Raw genomic sequence first — 15,246 nt, 5'->3', positions numbered from 1 at the left:
CTTATTGGTTGATTAAACACACCAAGATACCACTCTCGCCTGAGGTGGATAAATAACAGACAAATAATTGTGAGGCTGCGCATTGCGTGGCCTTTTTTATTTCCACTACGCGCCCAACCTGCTGAACGGGAGGGGGAGATCATGAAAATGAGCAATATCGCTTCTAATGCTTCCTACCTGGTGTCGGGTGGTAGTTTTATTTTCTGGGTTAAAGAGCTGATTGCTGGCTTCACACCAGATGAGTGGACGGTAATTGGTGTTCTTGGTTCGTTATTCTTCATGGCCCTGACATTCATGCTTAATGCTGGCATCAAGATTTGGGATCGTCGCCACGGTTATAAACCGGATGGTGAGTGATGACCTCGACAAAAAGCAAATTAAGCGCGGCAGTTCTGGCTTTGGTTATGGTCGCAGCACCGGCTACAGTAATTCTTGATCAGCTTTTGGATGAGAAAGAGGGTAACCGGCTTTCGGCTTATCCAGATGGTAAGGGAATATGGACTATCTGCCGTGGTGCCACAGTAATTGATGGAAAACCGGTAGTGAAAGGAATGAAGCTAACAGCGGAAAAATGCGCTGCGGTGAATAAGCTTGAGGCTGACAAGGCTATAACCTGGGTAAAGAAAAACATCAGGGTACCGCTGACTGAACCACAGATTGCCGGTATCGCTTCGTTTTGCCCCTATAACATTGGCCCAAGCAAGTGCTTCACTTCTACGTTCTATCGAAAGCTCAATGCTGGCGACCGTAAAGGCGCATGCGCTGAGATTAAGCGCTGGGTACATGACGGCGGGAAGGATTGCAATATTCGCTCTAACAATTGCTACGGGCAGATTGAGCGCCGCGCACAAGAAAGCGATCTGACATGCTGGGGGCTGGATGAATAAGGCCATTGGATTAGTCATTACTGTGCTGGTGGTCATTGTATCGGCTCTGTTCTTTAACAGTTACCGCCTCTCAAATGATATCCAAAAAGCGGAAAAAGCGCTGAGTGATGAGCAAGCCACAAACACGGCACTGGGCAACATCATAGATGCATATCAGATAAATGAAACTGCCAACCGAGCTGCCACCTCTCGCCAGCTTGAGAACGAGAGGAAATTACGCAATGAAAGTGAAGATCGGCTTAAGCGGTTTCTGGCGGCGTCGTCAGATGATAAGTGTGTTATTCAGCGCATGCCTGACGCTAGCATTAACATCATGCGCGAGTAAGTCTGTACCACGTCCAGCCACAACTTGCCCTCTATTGCTCCCCCCAGAATCAGCATTAACACAATGCGAAGTGCCGGAGTTCGTCGGTACCACTTGGGGCGATAGTGGGCTGTATGCATTGGCTTTGAAGCGTGAGCTGCGTATCTGCAAAGGTCGGCTCGATGAAATCATTAGCTGGCGGCAGAACGCGGGGAGAAAAACGTAATGTATGACTTACCAGGCACAGGAACATTCATTGTTCTTGGTTGCATCTGCGCGGTTGTTGGCTGGGGAGTGATTGAGTTCATTCTATGGCTATTCAGTTTTATCCACATGAGCATTTCTTGAGGTTAATTATGGCTGCTGAATTCTTTGATAATCCCACCCAAGGCCGTAAAGACCTGGACGAAAGCATCCCAGTAAAGGAGCAGTTAATGTTCGAGTTTCAATTAGGTCAAGAAGTTGTAATTACGATCAGTGGTGAGCAAGGGTCGGTAAAGGCAAGGGCTGAGTATCTATCAGGCTCCGTTCAGTATTATATCTTTTACAAAGATGCCACAGGGCGCGCATTAAGCGAATGGGTTGAAGAAGCCGATCTGATGGCTCACTAAGACTAAGCATTACAGATGGTACTCAATGAGCGCCATCGATAATGCACAACCTAAACCACTAGCCTAATAAGTTGGTGGCTCTTCTATTTGGAATCAGCCATGAAAGAGCCAAGGGTATACGGTAGCCGATGGGCCAAGGCTCGAGTGGCTTTCCTACGTGATAATCCCCTGTGTGTGATGTGCCAACAACAGGGACGGATAGAAGCCGCAACAGTCGTTGACCACATCGAACCGCATCGACTCAAAGAAGCCTTGATGTCAGGTAACGCAGCGCAGATAGCCAAGGCTCAGAAACTATTCTGGGATAGAAAGAACTGGCAATCACTGTGTACCTCACACCATAGCTCAACTAAGCAACGGCAAGAGAAGAGTGGCTATGTGGCGGGCTGCAATGCTGATGGCATGCCGATTGACCCTAACTCACATTGGAACCGATGATGAAAGACCTGACTATTAAATACAGGAACGGACGGTTCCATATTCTTGAGATTGATGGAGTGGAAGTAACAGGCATCACCTCGCTTCATCTGACACACTTCACTCCTCACACAGTACCTGAATTGACAATGTCACTGAGTGTGGCAGGTAAAGAGTCAATCAGCACAATTCGAATCGAAAACCCAGACATTAAATGAGAACCAATCTCCATACTTGCAGATGAGAATGACTATCAAAGGGGGAGGGTGGGGTGAAAGTTCAGGGCTTTGATCCCCAAAGACCTATCATCGTCATTTCTGTGCACAACCGCGAATTGAAAACTTTTTTTTGGGAGGTTTTCCATGGCTGGACGCCGACCAAAACCGACCCACTTGAAGGTGGTCACCGGTAATCCGGGCAAGCGCCCACTGAATAAGAATGAACCTCAGCCAGCCCGCGAAATTCCAAGCCCTCCAACTCATTTAACTGACTGGGGTAAGGCGGCTTGGGGACGTCTGACTTTACTGCTTGATCAGATGGGCGTATTGACCGTTGCCGATACTATGGCGTTGGAACGTCTCTGTGATTTGTATGCGGAAATTCTACGGTTGCGCCAGCAGGTTCTTGATGAGGGCAACACCTACACAACCAAAACCCAAATGGGTGATTTCCTTATCAAAGGGCATCCCGCCGTTGGACAACTTGCCGATGCGGATCGCCGCTTCAAAGGTTACTTAATTGAATTCGGCCTTACCCCAGCCGCGAGATCAAAGGTGAACATTAATGGCGGAGAAAAAGAAGAAGACCCGCTCGCCCAGTTCTTCGGTTGACCCTGCAACACAATATGCAATGGATGTAACAGCAGGAACCATTCTTGCTGGCCCCGATATTCGTCACTCTTGCGCTCGGCATTTGCGTGATCTGGAGTTTGGCCCCGCAAGAGGCTTGGTATGGGATGTGGAGTCAGCAAGTCGAGCGATAGACTTTTTCGCCAAAATATTGAAGTTGAACGGCGGTGAGCATGAGGGTAAACCCTTTATTTTGCTGTCCTGGCAATGCTTTGTTGTTGGTTCGATATTCGGCTGGAAATCCAGTGATGGCACCCGCCGCTTTCGCATGGTGTACGTTGAATCTGGTAAGGGTTCTGGAAAATCGCCCTTGGCGGGCGGTGTCGGGTTGTACTGCATGGTTGCAGACAAAGAGCCTCGCGCAGAGGTCTATGCAGCGGCGACTAAAAAAGACCAAGCTATGATCCTGTTTCGTGATGCGGTAGCGATGGTTAAACAGTCACCGGCGCTATCTCAACGAATAGAGCCGTCAGGTGGAGCAGGGAAAGAGTGGAATCTGGCTTTTTTGCAAAACGGCTCATTCTTCCGGCCTATCAGTTCTGATGATGGACAATCAGGTCCACGTCCCCATTGTGCGCTAATTGACGAAGTGCACGAACACAAGAACAACACCGTCGTTGAAATGATGCGCGCCGGGACAAAAGGGCGGCGTCAGGCTCTGATATTCCTGATCACTAACAGCGGCCATGATAAGACCAGCGTTTGTTATGACTATCACGAATATGGCAGAAAAGTTGCTAACAGTGATTTGGAGGATGACAGCTTCTTTAGTTTCATCTGTTCACTGGACGAAGGTGACGATCCATTTAAAGACGAATCTTGCTGGGGCAAAGCTAACCCCTCGCTAGGCCAAACCTTTGAACTTAAATACCTGCGCGAACAGGTTACCGCTGCTCGAGGTATGCCCGCCAAAGAAAGCATTGTGCGCCGTCTCAACTTTTGTGAATGGGTAGAATCAGCCACGCCGTGGATCGGCGGTGATACCTGGATGGACTGTGAAGACGAATTCGATATTGAGGAACTGGCGGGGGAGGAGTGCTATGGCGGCCTCGATTTGTCTGGCTCCCGCGACTTAACCTCGCTGGCGCTCTTTTTTCCCAAACATAACCGCTTGTTTGTCGAGTTCTGGACACCTAAAGACAGTCTGCTTGAGCGGGCCAAAACTGACCGAGTGCCTTACGACAAATGGCTAAAGGCTGGCTTTATCCACGCGCCACCGGGTAAGGCTGTGAACTATGGTTTTGTTGCCCACAGAATCGGTGAGCTAACAGCCATGTTTGATATCAAATGCATCGCTTTTGACCAATACCGCATCAAATACCTTGAGCCTGAACTGGAAAACAACTCGGTCAGTGTCGTTTTGGTACCCCATGGGCAGGGCTATTACAAAGCGCAGGAGTCCGGTTTATGGATGCCGCGATCTATAGAGCTGTTTGAGGAAAAACTCAATAACAAAGAGTTGATTATCAAGCGTAACCCTTGTCTACGCTGGAATGCAGCCTCGGCGGTACTCGAAGCAGACCAGAAAGATAACCGTATCTTTGCCAAGAAGAAAAGCACCGGTCGCATTGATGGGGTGGTTGCTTCTGCAATGGCAATCGGCGCTGCTGAAGATGCCGATATTGAGGAAGAGGGCGATCTGGATGGTTTCTTTGATAACCCAATAATAGTAGGTATCTAATGGCACGAAATAAACATCCGGGGCGCGTTAAAAGCGCGCTCCTTAACTGGCTTGGTGTGCCAATTAGCCTCACTACTGGCACTTTCTTTCAAGAATGGTTTGGCACCAGCAGCAGCGGCAAGGTGGTCACCGCTGATAAAGTTATTCAGTTGGCCGCAGCCTGGGCATGTGTCCGGCTTATCAGTGAGTCAGTTTCGACTCTCCCCTTGAAATTGTATAAGCGAATGCCGGACGGCTCTCGAGGAACGGCGACTGATCACCCGCTGTATCTCGTGCTATGCCGTAGCCCAAATTCAGAAATGACCCCCTCGCGCTTTATGTTGATGCTGGTGGCCAGTATCTGTTTGCGGGGCAATGCGTTCATAGAAAAGAGAATGATCGGTAATCGTGTTATCTCTCTTATTCCACTGCTACCACAGAATATGGTGGTTAAGCGCCTGGACAGTGGACAGCTCGAGTACACCTATACCGAGAACGGCAATAAGCGGGTTGTTCCGGTCAAAACCATGATGCACATCCGGGGGTTTGGTCTGGATGGTATATGTGGATTAATGCCAATGAGTACCGGCCGTGATGTATTCGGGGCTGCAATGGCGGTCGAAGAGTCAGCGGCGAAGATTTTTGAAAACGGTATGCAAAACTCGGGTTTTCTTTCCAGTAAAGCAGCACTGAAGGGTAATCAGCGAGAAAATTTACGTAAGAGTCTCTCTGAGTTCGCCGGCTCCAAAAATGCCGGTAAAGTCATGGTGCTGGAAGCGGATTTAACCTACCAAAGCGTGACCATGAATCCTGAATCTGCCCAGATGTTGGAGAGCCGTTCGTTCAGCATCGAAGAGATTTGCCGCTGGTTTAGGGTGCCGCCATTTATGGTGGGCCATATGACCAAGCAAAGCAGCTGGGCTTCCAGTGTTGAGGGGATGAACCTGCTTTTCCTGAGCAATACCCTGCGCCCGCTACTTGTTAATATTGAGCAGGAAATTGTCCGTTGCCTGTTGGCCGGTGATGAGGATTACTTTGCTGAATTCTCTGTTGAAGGTTTGTTGCGCGCCGACAGTGCGGGTCGTTCCGCCTACTACACCACTGCGCTGCAAAATGGCTGGATGAACCGCAACGATGTTCGCCGCCTTGAAAATCTACCTCCGATACCGGGCGGCGATATCTATACCGTGCAACTTAACCTTGTTGCACTTGAAGACCTTAAATCACATAACGCTGTTGTTAAAGCGAAAGCCATCACCGAGCTTCATGGGTATTTGTTCCCAGATATTCCCCTCGAACAGTCTCCACTAAAAGAAGCCGCTTAGGAGTAGAACCTAATGACAATTAAAAACCTTCCGGCAGCTCCGGTGGGCCGCCCGTGCGCGGGTGTTTCCTGTGAGGTTTCGCCCAGCGCAGTAGAGCGCTGGAACGGTGGGTTAAAAGCCGCTGCCACTGGCGAGAACAGTATCTCAATTTTTGACGTGATCGGGCAGGACTACTGGGGCGAAGGCGTCAGCACAAAACGCATTGCCGCGGCACTGCGGTCGATGGGCGGGGAGGATGTGACGGTTAACATCAACTCGCCCGGTGGTGACATGTTCGAGGGTTTGGCTATCTATAACCTGCTGCGCGAGTACAGCGGCAGGGTCACGGTGAAAGTGTTGGGGATTGCCGCTTCTGCCGCCTCCATCATTGCAATGGCCGGTGATGAAATTCAGGTCGGGCGCGGGGCGTTTCTGATGATCCACAACTGTTGGATTGTCATGATGGGCAACCGCCACGACCTGGCAAAAGCGGCTATTGATATTGAACCTTTTGATCGTGCCATGGGTGATATCTATTCAGCTCGTACCGGTCTCCCAGCGGCTGATATTGCAGCCATGATGGACAATGAAACTTACATTGCAGGCAGTGATGCAGTGGAAAAAGGCTTCGCAGACAGTTTGTTATCGGCTGATGAAATTACCAATGATGACCAAAGCCCGTCAGCAGCTATTCGCAAACTCGATGCGCTGCTGGCGAAAGCCAATACCCCGCGCTCCGAGCGCCGAAAATTACTTAAAGCCTTAACCGACAGTATGCCGGGCGCTGCTGTTACTCCATCCGGTACGCCAAGCGCTACCACCGAAATCAATACTGAAACTTTAGCTAGCTTCGAGTCTGCATTAAGTGGACTGAAAGCGGCGTGCCAATAATCTGGAGAATATATGTCTGATGTAAACGATGTACTGAAAAAGGTTTCCGCAGCACTGGAAGAGGCCACTGGCAAGTTTAACGCCAAGGCAGAAGAAGCGCTGACAGAGGCTAAAAACGCGGGCCAGCTTTCTGCATCTACTAAAGAAGCTGTAGACAAAATGGCGTTAGAGTTTAACGCTCTGACAGCAGCAGAGAAAACCCTCAAAGTGGCCTTGGGTGAACTGGAGCAGCACGTTGCCCAGATGCCATTGAGTAATGCCGTACAGACTGTTGAATCAATTGGTCAGCAGGTTGTATCAGCCGAGGCGTTAAAAGGTTTTGCATCAACGCTTGCCGCAAGTCAGCGGATCAGTATTCCGGTGAAAGCCGCACTATTGTCTGTCGATGTTCCGGGGCAAATTGTCGCGCCACACCGCCTACCTGGTATCGATGTTGCGCCTAAACAGCGTTTGTTTATCCGTGATTTACTTGCACCTGGTCGCACTCAATCAAGCACCATTTATTGGGTTCAGCAGACCGGATTCACCAATAATGCGCGAGTCGTTGCTGAAAACACTCAAAAGCCTTACAGCGATATTCAGTTCGGAGAAAAAATCACGCCCGTTCGTACCATTGCCCACCTGTTTAAAGCCGCTAAACAGATCCTTGATGATTTCTCACAGTTACAATCAACGATTGATACTGAAATGCGCTTTGGCCTGAAATATGCCGAAGAGCAAGAGATCTTGTTTGGTGATGGCACTGGTGTCCATCTTGAAGGGATTATGCCGCAGGCGTCAGTATTCGATCCGTCATTTGACGTTGCCCAACAGAACGGCATTGATGATTTACGTCTGGCTATGTTGCAGTCTCAGCTTGCACGTTTCTCCGCCTCTGGTCATGTGTTGCACTTTATTGATTGGGCCAAGATCGAGCTGACCAAAGACACGTTGGGCCGTTACATCCTGGGTAATCCGTCAGCATTGACTACGCCGACCTTATGGGGCTTGCCTGTTGTCGCTACAGAAGCGGCGGCATTCAAAGGCAAGTTCCTGACCGGTGCCTTTAACGCGGGCGCTCAGATTTTTGACCGCGAAGACGCCAATGTGGTGATCAGTACCGAAAACTCCGACGACTTTGAGAAAAACATGATCACCATTCGTTGCGAAGAGCGTCTCGCACTGGCAGTGTATCGCCCTGAAGCGTTTATTACCGGTGCGTTTACGGTTCCTGCCCCTGTCGGCGGTTAATCAATTCACCTCAATGAGCGGCCTGCGGGCCGCTTTATCAGAGATAACATTATGAAACTGATAGCACTAAAGCAGATTTATTTCGGCTATAGCGTGTTGGCGCTTGGTCAAGAATTTGAAACGGGTGAGCAGCATGGGCGTGAATTACTGAAAAAAGGTTATGCGAAGCTGCCTGAGGTATTACAACCTGCGGAAGCACCGGAAGCACCGGAAGCACCGGAAGCACCGGAAGCACCGGAAGCACCGGAAGCACCGGAAGCACCGGAAGCACCGGAAGCACCGGAAGCACCGGAAGCACCGGAAGCACCGGAAGCACCGGAAGCACCGGAAGCACCGGAAGCACCGGAGCCAACCCCTGACTCCAGTGCTGGTGGTAAGAAAACTAAAGCTAAATAAGGCGAACCTATGCTGGAACTGGATCAGGTGAAGCATCACTGCAACATCGAACCGGAGTTCACGGAGGATGATGCCTGGTTAGAGGCCAGAATTAAGGCCGGTGAGCGCTTCGTAGAAAACTATACCCGCCGCAAGTTGTATGCTGAAGCCAGTGATGAGGGTTATTCAGAAGAGGATGGACTGCTTTATGAAGAGGATATTGATACAGCCATTTTGCTACTGATCGGTCACTGGTACACCAACCGAGAGGCCACAGTCATTGGCGTTACGTCAAAACAGCTTGAGTTTACAGTCGATTCGCTGCTGCAACCTTACAGGATTTACGGCGTATGAAAGCAGGCAAACTTCGATACCGCGTGACCGTTCAGAAACGTGCTTCTGGTGTTCTCCCATCCGGGCAGCCCGTAACTGACTGGGAGAAATTAATATCCGTTAGAGCTGATATAACCGATATCTCTGGGCGAGAGCTAATTTCTTCGGGGGCTGAACTGGCAGAAACCACGGTCAGGATCTGGATGCGGCGTTATCGTTCTTTTCCCGTTACATCGGCTAATCGAATTGTGCATGAGCCTCCGACTGGCAATGGTGAGATTTATGACATTGTTTCAGTGATTACCGCCGAAAATAATACACGGCTTGAGCTGTTATGTAAGCGTGGAGTGAAATCATGATTGACATAAATCTCGACTTTTCCGGCATGTTGGATCTGGACAAAGAGCTTGAATTACTCAGTAAAGCCGAAAGCCGTACCGTACTGCGGCAGGCTGTTCGTGCGGGAGCGGCTGTTATTCAAACGGAGGCCAAAAACCGCGTGCCAGAACGCACCGGAAAACTAAAGCGCAATATCATTATTGCCAACGGTAAAGGGAGTGCGACCGAAGCAACCGCCGGTATTCGGGTCAGGGGGGCAAATCCTTCAGGCACCAATAGCGACAATACCAAAAAAGCGATCAACAGGAACAATTCATTCTATTGGCGCTTTCTTGAGCTTGGCACGTCTAAGTTTCCCGCCGTTCCTTTTATCCGCCCAGCATTTGACTCTAAAGCCGACGCCTCTGCACAGGCTGCGATTGACCGTGCAATCCTGGCTATTGACGAGGTATTAGCAAAATGACCGAGGCTGATATTTACCCCCTGATCAAACATTTGGCGAACGGGCAGGTATATCCCTACATTGCCCCGCAAAAAACGGATGGTAGTGGACCTGCAATATCCCCGCCGTGGGTGGTTTTCATTCTGCCATCCAGCATGACTGATGATGTGTTGGATGGTCAGGCTGCCACAGCATCGATGCTTCAAATTGATGTCTATGCCAGAACCATTGACGAGGCCCGCGCCATTCGCCGTGATGTGAGGGCGCTTATTAAACCGCTTTCGCCCGTTCAGATGAATGAGATCACTGATTTCGAACCGGATACCTCCCTTTTCCGCGCTCTGCTTGAAGTTCAGGTGTGGGAATAACCCTCAAAGAAAGTTACCAGCCGCCTCCGGGCGGTTTTTTTATGTCTGGAGAAAAATATGACCAGTATTTATGAAAAAACGCAGGGCACGAAAATTTATGTTTCTGCTGGTGTGACGACTCAGCCTTTGCCGACTGGCTCGGTGGTGTGGTTGTCAGCGGCTTGTGCCACCAAAGAGATCAGCTTTACCGGTGGACAAAAGGCGGATATCGACGTCACAACTCTATGCTCAGTAGAGCAGGAAGTGACGAACGGACTGCCTGCACCGTCAGAAATGACTATCTCCCGCAACTGGAGTCCAGACGAAGAGGCTCAATATTCACTAAACGAGGCCTACGACACGGACACACTGCGTTCGATCAAGGTTGTTTTCCCCAGCGGCAATGGTTATGCCTATCTTGCTGAAGTGCGTCAGAACAGTTGGAGTGCTGGCACCTCGGGTGTGGTATCCGCATCATTCACACTGCGCATCAAAGGTAAACCGGTTCGTATTGCCGCTACTGATGTTCCTGTTACCAGCGTCACGCTAAATAAATCGAATGTTGCTATCGAAGTTGGTGATACCGGTGTGTTAATCCCGACATTTTTACCGGCTAATGCCACCAATAAAACAGGTACTTTCATTTCGTCAGCGCCTGCCATTGTGAGCGTCGATCCGGTGACCGGTCAGTATGAAGGTCTGGACGATGGCGCTGCAATTGTCACCTTTACTGCGGCAGATGGTGGTTTTACCGCAACATGTAATTTTACTGTTACTGAGGCTGCATAATCATGACTAAAAAGGATTTGCGATCACTGGCTATTGCGCCCCGCGCAGGGTTTCGACACAAAACAGTGGTCGTTCCTGAATGGGATGGTGCCACGGTGATACTACGTGAAGCCTCTTCGGGTGCCTGGCTACGTTGGCGAGAGGTTGCGGTAAAAGGCGAGGCGAACCCAGATGAAATGGTAAAAGCCTCGATTGAGGACCGGATCACCAACAATATTCTCTCCGATGTCACGTTGTTTGTTGATGTGCTTCTTGATGAGAGTGGTCTACAGGCGTTTTCTAATGAAGATATTCCCCTGGTCGCTGAAAGTTATGGGCCGGTGCATGCTCGCTTGCTCAAAGAAGCGCTCGACCTCAGTAAGCAGGATATTGAAACTGCTGAAAAAAAGTAAACACGCCGGGCATGTCCTTTCTCATGATGTTGGCATTGCGACTGGGGCGAACCCTGCATGAACTTGAAACCACAATGACAGCGCGTGAGTTGGCTATGTGGATTGAGTTTGATGCTGGCAGCCCTATTGGGGATCGGCGTGGGGATATTCATGCGGCACAAATAGCCAGTGCGGTATATCGGTCGCAGGGCGGTAACGTCAGTCTTGAAGATTTATTGCTGCAATGGAAAGAGCCTGAAGAGACAGAGGAAGACAGTACCGCTTTGGAGTCTTTCTTTGAATCCCTCATAACCTAACCCGCTTCGGCGGGTTTTTTACTTTACTGGTGTTGATATGGCATTGCGCGAACTGATCGTTAAAATCACGGCTAACTCGTCCTCTTATCAAACGGAGATGGCCCGCGCCTCACGTATGGGGAGTGAGTATTATAAAACCATGGAGGGCGGTTCGCGCAAGGCGGAAGCAGCTACACGCCAGAGTAAGCGTGCATTAGCTGAACTTAATAGCGAACTGGTCACCGTGAAAGAGTCGGCCAGCGGCATGGTGGGGATGTTTGCCGGGGCATTTGCAGTAGGTAGTCTGATCAGTACAGCAGACCAATACGGGCAAATTTCATCCCGAATCAAAATGGCGACCGGCTCACAGGAAGAATATAACAGCGTTCAGCAACGCTTAATGGAGATCAGTGACCGCACGTATAAAAGTATCGAGGAGCAATCCGAGCTATATATACGCAGTGCTAACTCAATGAAGGAACTTGGCTTCTCCACGGCCAGCACCATTGATTTTATTGATTCAATTTCCAGCGCCCTAACCATCAATGCCGCCAGTGCTGAAAAGGGCGAAAGCGCGATTAATGCGCTGTCTAAATCTATGGTGAATGGCAAGGTTGCTGGTGATCAGTGGCATGCCGTCATGGAGATTATGCCGACTGTTATCGGTGATATTGCCCGTTATTTGGGTACCACTGAGCTTGAGGTGAAAAAACTTGGCGCGGCTGGAAAGTTATCAATGGATACCTTTTCCAAGGCGGTGATAGCGGCAAAAGACCGTAATGCTGAACTTGCAGAGGCCATGCCGACGACGGTCGGTGATGCCATCACTAAACTGTCAAACCACTGGAAAGCCTATATTGGTGATGCCAATAGTGCAATGGGTGTGACAGCGGCAATTTCCGGTGTGATTGGCACAGCGGCAGATAATATTGATGTTCTGGTTGCAGCCGGTACCGGTTTGGTGGGACTTGGATTAGCGCGGTACTTCGGTGGATTAGCCAGTAGCATTACCAGTGCAACCGGCAATCTGATAACTGCGACCCGATCACAGCTTGCCCTTGCTGCTGCGCAGGTTGAGGGTGTTCAGGCGTCATTGCTACAAATTCAGACCGAGCGAGAATCAGCGGTTGCGGCGCAACGTTCGTTGGTCGCTCAATTACAGTTGGCACAAACAGAAAAGGCCCGCGCTAGTATTCGTGCGCAACTGGCAGTTAACTCTGCTGCTGTTGCGGCGGCATCCCGCGCCGAAGTTGCTGCAACCGATGCTCTTGCAGCAGCACAGGGCCGCTTGAATATTGCTTCCGGGCTGGCAAGTAAGGCGCTGGGTCTGGTGGGTGGCCCCGTCGGGGCCGCAATGCTGGCAGCCGGTGCAATCTATTATTTCTACGAAAAATCAGAACAGGCAAAACGGTCAGCGACAGAGCTGGCGGGTGGAGTCGGTGGGCTGATTGATAAAATGCGGGAAATGGGGAATGTTCAGTTAGCGGCTGAAATCGGCAAGCTGAATAACTCATTACCGGCACTTTCTTCTGTTGTTGCAGATGCACAAAAAAATTACGACAAAGCGACTGAAGCCGTTGAGCGAAACCGCCGGCAGATTTACTTATGGGGAGATGATTCAGTCATTGGGAAGCAGGCCGCTGAAGAGTTAAATGTTTCTCTCAATAATCAGGCGATAGCACTCAATGAACTGACTGATGCGCAGGACAATAAAAGCAGGGCTGTAAATGGTGCCAATGTTCTGAGTGCTCAGTTAAATGGCACGATTCAGGAGGGCGTAGGCATCCTCAAGCTGGAACAAGTTGAGGTTGGCATTGCAGCCGGAATGATGGCTAATTTTACCAACTCTCTGAATATTGCTACCCAAGCCAAAACCGCGTTTAATTCGACCAGTCTGATTTTACCTGTTAGCGAAGAACTGAAAAACGCGCAAAAAGTGCAGGATGATAAGCTTGCTATATTGAAGCTGTCGGGCAGGGCGCAGGCGACTGAAATCGCCAGGCAGGAAGCTGAACGGCTCAAAATCACCGATCCCACCGAGGTATCAAAGTTCGTAAGTGGTGAACTCAGGAACTACGATCAGTCCGAGCAGAATAAGGCGAATGAGCAAGCAAAAAGTAAGGCGGCCAGTGCAACTAAAGCGGCTGAAAGCGCAACCAAAGCTTATGAGCAAGCTGTTGCTAACCTGAATAAAGAAATACAGATTGAGTCTGTTCGATTGGCACAGGGTGAGGCTGCTGCATCATTATTTGCCGCATCAATTGAAACTGGTGCGAAATATACTGATGGTCAGCGCGCTGAACTGGAACTGTTGAATAAAACCCTCACAGAGTCAAAACAGCGATGGGAAGACCACAATGCTGCTATTGCGTCAGATCCTTACCGCAGTGCCGCAGAATCTGAGCGGCAGGCGCGGGAACAGCTTCAGCGGCAGATTGCGGGGGGTGAAATACAAAGCACCGAGGAACTCTATCGCCGCAAAGAGCAGATCCACACGGACTATCTAAGTGCGCTAGCCGATGCTAACCAACGTTCCGCCGTCAGCGCGAATGATGAGCTGGCCGGTAATGTCGATCCAGTACAAAATCTCAGTAACCAATTAGCAAAACGCCAGGCGCTGATAGAGACCTATGCAGCAGCGGGTGTGATTACTGAGCAGCGTAAAAATCAGCTCATCCTTGCCTCTGAAACAGAAACCCGCGAACAGCAATACCAGGCATCCTTGCAATTATTCGCCTCACAAGGTGACTTGCAACGAATGGCCGTGGATCTGTTTCAAGATTCTCAAGACCGCCTTACTAATATGTTGACCGGGTTAGTGAATGGCACTCAGTCAACTAAAGAGGCTATGTCTAATTTATTTGCCTCACTATCTCAGTCGATTATCAAGAATCTTATTGATATGGCAGCGCAAGCCCTTATTACCAGTTCGATTATGCAGACCATTACCGGTGTTTCTGGCGGCCTAATGAGCGGGTTTATGGGGGGCGCGAGTGGGGCGGCGGGTACGGCCAGCAGTGCTTTTTCTACGGGGGCTTACAGTGGTTTGTCATTTAACGCCAAAGGGGGTGTTTATGACTCTCCGAGTTTGAGCGCCTATAGCGGGCAGGTTGTCAGTTCACCGACGTTCTTTGCTTTTGCGAAAGGTGCTGGCGTTATGGGTGAGGCGGGGCCGGAAGCCATTATGCCACTGACTCGATCAGCCGATGGTTCGCTAGGTGTTCGTGCCTTAACAACCCGGCAACCTGAGATTTCATCAACTGCGGGTGGCGCGCCGCCACAGGTTTTCATTGAGATAAATGACAGTGGTACCAGCTCACAGTCTTCATCTGGATACGAGCAGTTTGGCAGTGAAATTGGCCGTTTCGTCGAAAGTAAATACAGAGAGTTGATACAAAAAGATTTAGGTCAGCGAGGCGCTATTACAACAGCCATCCAAGGGGGTAGATAGTGATAAAGGTCTTCACGTTCTGCCCCCGGGTAGAGGCTACGGCAAAAACCGAGTTTCGAACCCGAGAGATTCAGTTTGGTGACGGGTATATCCAGCGGGCCGGTGATGGGATAAACACCAAATCAACGGAATGGACACTCCAGTTTATTGGGGATTGGGACTATATAAAGCCAATCCTCGATTTTCTGGATGAACATCAGGGACACACCGCTTTTGAATGGACTAACCCCATGGGTGAGCTGGGCCTTTATGTTTGCAAGGCATATGACCCGACAGCAAAAGGTAAAAACTCAGCCGGTAAACCGATGTTTCAGCTCAATGTCCCCCTCGAAATTGCTTATCATCCGTAAG

The 15,246-nt window shown here is 50.0% G+C and carries 20 protein-coding genes and 2 pseudogenes; all 22 read left to right on the top strand.

Annotation, left to right across the window (positions count from 1 at the left end):
* The first annotated feature begins 141 nt into the window (after positions 1 to 141).
* The 22 genes and pseudogenes from V1956_RS17225 (at position 142) to V1956_RS17120 (ending at position 15,245) form a co-directional block, all read left to right on the top strand.
* Positions 142 to 357 carry a phage holin gene (locus V1956_RS17225; RefSeq protein ID WP_050096147.1) on the top strand — a complete coding sequence of 72 codons (216 nt, stop codon included), beginning with the start codon at positions 142 to 144 and terminating at the stop codon, positions 355 to 357.
* Positions 357 to 887 (top strand): lysozyme, encoded by a 531-nt coding sequence (locus V1956_RS17220; RefSeq protein ID WP_442825393.1) that lies wholly within the window; start codon positions 357 to 359, stop codon positions 885 to 887. The genes V1956_RS17225 and V1956_RS17220 overlap by 1 nt, the downstream gene beginning before the upstream one ends.
* Positions 880 to 1,212 (top strand): DUF2570 domain-containing protein, encoded by a 333-nt coding sequence (locus V1956_RS17215; RefSeq protein ID WP_442825392.1) that lies wholly within the window; start codon positions 880 to 882, stop codon positions 1,210 to 1,212. Before V1956_RS17220 ends, V1956_RS17215 begins: the two co-directional genes overlap by 8 nt.
* Complete coding sequence (gene lysC, locus V1956_RS17210) at positions 1,109 to 1,417, top strand: Rz1-like lysis system protein LysC (protein WP_442825391.1); 309 nt, start codon at positions 1,109 to 1,111, stop codon at positions 1,415 to 1,417. The genes V1956_RS17215 and lysC overlap by 104 nt, the downstream gene beginning before the upstream one ends.
* 85 nt (positions 1,418 to 1,502) lie before the next feature.
* A complete protein-coding gene (locus V1956_RS17205; protein ID WP_442825390.1) occupies positions 1,503 to 1,802 on the top strand; it encodes a hypothetical protein in 300 nt (99 codons plus the stop codon).
* Positions 1,803 to 1,901: 99 nt separating this feature from the next.
* On the top strand, positions 1,902 to 2,240 hold the full coding sequence (locus tag V1956_RS17200) for an HNH endonuclease signature motif containing protein (protein WP_442825389.1): 339 nt from the start codon (positions 1,902 to 1,904) through the stop codon (positions 2,238 to 2,240).
* Positions 2,241 to 2,581: 341 nt separating this feature from the next.
* Positions 2,582 to 3,049 carry a phage terminase small subunit P27 family gene (locus V1956_RS17195; RefSeq protein WP_442825388.1) on the top strand — a complete coding sequence of 156 codons (468 nt, stop codon included), beginning with the start codon at positions 2,582 to 2,584 and terminating at the stop codon, positions 3,047 to 3,049.
* Complete coding sequence (locus V1956_RS17190; protein WP_442825387.1) at positions 3,003 to 4,748, top strand: terminase large subunit; 1,746 nt, start codon at positions 3,003 to 3,005, stop codon at positions 4,746 to 4,748. The genes V1956_RS17195 and V1956_RS17190 overlap by 47 nt, the downstream gene beginning before the upstream one ends.
* Positions 4,748 to 6,052 carry a phage portal protein gene (locus V1956_RS17185; RefSeq protein ID WP_442825386.1) on the top strand — a complete coding sequence of 435 codons (1,305 nt, stop codon included), beginning with the start codon at positions 4,748 to 4,750 and terminating at the stop codon, positions 6,050 to 6,052. Before V1956_RS17190 ends, V1956_RS17185 begins: the two co-directional genes overlap by 1 nt.
* 12 nt (positions 6,053 to 6,064) lie before the next feature.
* Complete coding sequence (locus tag V1956_RS17180; protein ID WP_442825385.1) at positions 6,065 to 6,922, top strand: head maturation protease, ClpP-related; 858 nt, start codon at positions 6,065 to 6,067, stop codon at positions 6,920 to 6,922.
* Between the two features lie 12 nt (positions 6,923 to 6,934).
* A complete protein-coding gene (locus tag V1956_RS17175; protein WP_442825384.1) occupies positions 6,935 to 8,152 on the top strand; it encodes a phage major capsid protein in 1,218 nt (405 codons plus the stop codon).
* A gap of 51 nt (positions 8,153 to 8,203) precedes the next feature.
* Positions 8,204 to 8,548 (top strand): hypothetical protein, encoded by a 345-nt coding sequence (locus V1956_RS17170; protein WP_442825383.1) that lies wholly within the window; start codon positions 8,204 to 8,206, stop codon positions 8,546 to 8,548.
* A gap of 9 nt (positions 8,549 to 8,557) precedes the next feature.
* The gene (locus tag V1956_RS17165) at positions 8,558 to 8,881 is read left to right on the top strand and encodes a head-tail connector protein (protein WP_221866428.1); all 324 of its coding nucleotides are present in this window, start codon (positions 8,558 to 8,560) and stop codon (positions 8,879 to 8,881) included.
* Positions 8,878 to 9,219 carry a phage head closure protein gene (locus V1956_RS17160; RefSeq protein WP_427267380.1) on the top strand — a complete coding sequence of 114 codons (342 nt, stop codon included), beginning with the start codon at positions 8,878 to 8,880 and terminating at the stop codon, positions 9,217 to 9,219. The genes V1956_RS17165 and V1956_RS17160 overlap by 4 nt, the downstream gene beginning before the upstream one ends.
* Positions 9,216 to 9,662 carry an HK97-gp10 family putative phage morphogenesis protein gene (locus V1956_RS17155; protein WP_442825382.1) on the top strand — a complete coding sequence of 149 codons (447 nt, stop codon included), beginning with the start codon at positions 9,216 to 9,218 and terminating at the stop codon, positions 9,660 to 9,662. Before V1956_RS17160 ends, V1956_RS17155 begins: the two co-directional genes overlap by 4 nt.
* Positions 9,659 to 10,009, top strand: coding sequence for a tail completion protein gp17 (gene gp17 / locus V1956_RS17150; protein WP_442825381.1), 351 nt, complete (start codon positions 9,659 to 9,661; stop codon positions 10,007 to 10,009). The genes V1956_RS17155 and gp17 overlap by 4 nt, the downstream gene beginning before the upstream one ends.
* Positions 10,010 to 10,066: 57 nt before the next feature.
* Positions 10,067 to 10,528 (top strand): annotated as a pseudogene (locus V1956_RS17145) (phage tail tube protein); the annotation flags it as partial.
* Positions 10,529 to 10,777: pseudogene (locus V1956_RS17140) on the top strand (Ig-like domain-containing protein); the annotation flags it as partial.
* 2 nt (positions 10,778 to 10,779) lie between these two features.
* Entirely contained in the window at positions 10,780 to 11,169 is a 390-nt protein-coding gene (locus tag V1956_RS17135; protein ID WP_442825380.1) for a phage tail assembly chaperone, read from the top strand.
* Positions 11,170 to 11,192: 23 nt separating this feature from the next.
* A complete protein-coding gene (locus V1956_RS17130; protein WP_049606691.1) occupies positions 11,193 to 11,465 on the top strand; it encodes a phage tail assembly protein T in 273 nt (90 codons plus the stop codon).
* 37 nt (positions 11,466 to 11,502) lie between these two features.
* Complete coding sequence (locus tag V1956_RS17125) at positions 11,503 to 14,895, top strand: tape measure protein (RefSeq protein WP_442825379.1); 3,393 nt, start codon at positions 11,503 to 11,505, stop codon at positions 14,893 to 14,895.
* On the top strand, positions 14,895 to 15,245 hold the full coding sequence (locus V1956_RS17120; RefSeq protein ID WP_404975914.1) for a phage tail protein: 351 nt from the start codon (positions 14,895 to 14,897) through the stop codon (positions 15,243 to 15,245). The genes V1956_RS17125 and V1956_RS17120 overlap by 1 nt, the downstream gene beginning before the upstream one ends.
* Position 15,246 lies beyond the last annotated feature (1 nt).

It is taken from the genome of Yersinia sp. 2540 StPb PI (assembly GCF_052217165.1).
Classification (GTDB): Bacteria; Pseudomonadota; Gammaproteobacteria; order Enterobacterales; family Enterobacteriaceae; genus Yersinia; species Yersinia enterocolitica_E.
Note: the sequence above shows the minus strand (reverse complement) of the source record. Positions and strands in the feature narration are given on the sequence as shown.